The following is a 1,551-nucleotide window of genomic DNA, read 5'->3' on the forward strand; positions in this document are numbered from 1 at the left end:
GCCACGTCCTATCATCGTTTCGCCAATCATAATCCAAGGATTGTTATGACAAAAGATGCCGCCGTTTTCTTTGTAACCTGCCGGATAGGTTGAAATCTCACCGTATTCGATATAATATTTAGTAAATGCTGGACTGTTCAAAACAATTCCGTATTCGCAATCCAAATGTTCTTTCACTGAATTTAAAGATTTTTCGACCAAGCCTTCTTCTTTGCCAATCTCGGCCATTGAGCACCAACCTTGCGATTCTATAAAAATCTTTCCTTCTTCATTTTCGTTTGAACCAATTTTTTTGCCATAATAATCATAAGCTCTCAAATACCAATCGCCATCCCAGCCGTGTTGTTTCACGGCTTCAATCATATTATTTACATGATTTTCGGCTTCTAATGCTTCGGCGTCTTTTCCTATTTGGCGACATAATTTCACAAATTCTTTTCCATAAACTACAAATAAGCCAGCAATCATTAGCGATTCGGCAGTCTCTCCTTTTTTATTTCCTGTAGTTTGAAAAGATTCATTAGGATCATTAGAAAAACAATTCAAGTTCAAACAGTCATTCCAATCGGCTCTTCCTATTAATGGTAATTGATGAGGTCCTAAATTATTTACTACGTGGTAAAACGACACTTTTAAATGTTCGAAATGGGTTTTTGCTTTTGATGCATCATTATCGAAAGGCACTAATTCATCAAGCAAAGTAAAATCGCCAGTTTCTTTGATGTATTCGGTAGTTGAAAGAATTAGCCAAAGCGGATCATCATTAAAATCGCCTCCAATTGCTGCATTTCCTTTTTTGGTCAAAGGCTGATATTGGTGATAGCAAGATCCATCTTCAAATTGGGTGGATGCAATATCTATGATACGTTCTCTAGCTCTTTCCGGTATTTGATGTACAAAACCAATTAAATCTTGATTAGAATCTCTAAAACCCATTCCGCGACCAATTCCTGATTCGAAAAACGAAGCAGAACGCGACATATTAAAGGTAACCATACATTGATATTGATTCCAGATATTGACCATTCTATCAAGTTTGTCATCACGGGATTTGATATTAATGGTGCCAAGTAAGTTATCCCAATAAGTTCTCAATTCATTAAATGCGGCTTCCACTTTTTCGACAGTATTGTATTTCTCAATCATTGCCTTTGCAGGTTTTTTATTGATGATTGATTTACTTTCCCATTTATCATCTGCTGCAACCTCAACATAACCAAGCATAAACACATAATCTTTGCTTTCGCCAGGTTTCAATTCGACTTCAATGTAATGTGAAGCGATTGGAGACCATCCGTGAGCAATCGTGTTTTTAGGCTTTCCATCAGTCACTACTTCTGGAGTATCAAACCCATTGTATAAACCTACAAATGAATCTCTATCGGTGTCAAAACCCTTGATGGCCTCGTTTACCGAATAAAAGGAATAATGGTTTCGGCGTTCTTTAAACTCAGTTTTGTGATAAATTACTGAATCTTCAACTTCAACTTCTCCCGTGCTGAAATTCCTTTGAAAATTAGTCATATCGTCTTCTGCATTCCAAAGAGCCCA

At 36.8% G+C, this 1,551-nt stretch carries 1 protein-coding gene; it reads right to left on the reverse strand.

Features of this window, described 5'->3' with window-relative positions:
• The coding region (locus EKL98_RS15690) for a GH36-type glycosyl hydrolase domain-containing protein (RefSeq protein WP_394343484.1) at nt 1–1,551 on the reverse strand (1,551 nt) is incomplete at both ends.

Source organism: Flavobacterium bomense, from assembly GCF_003970355.1.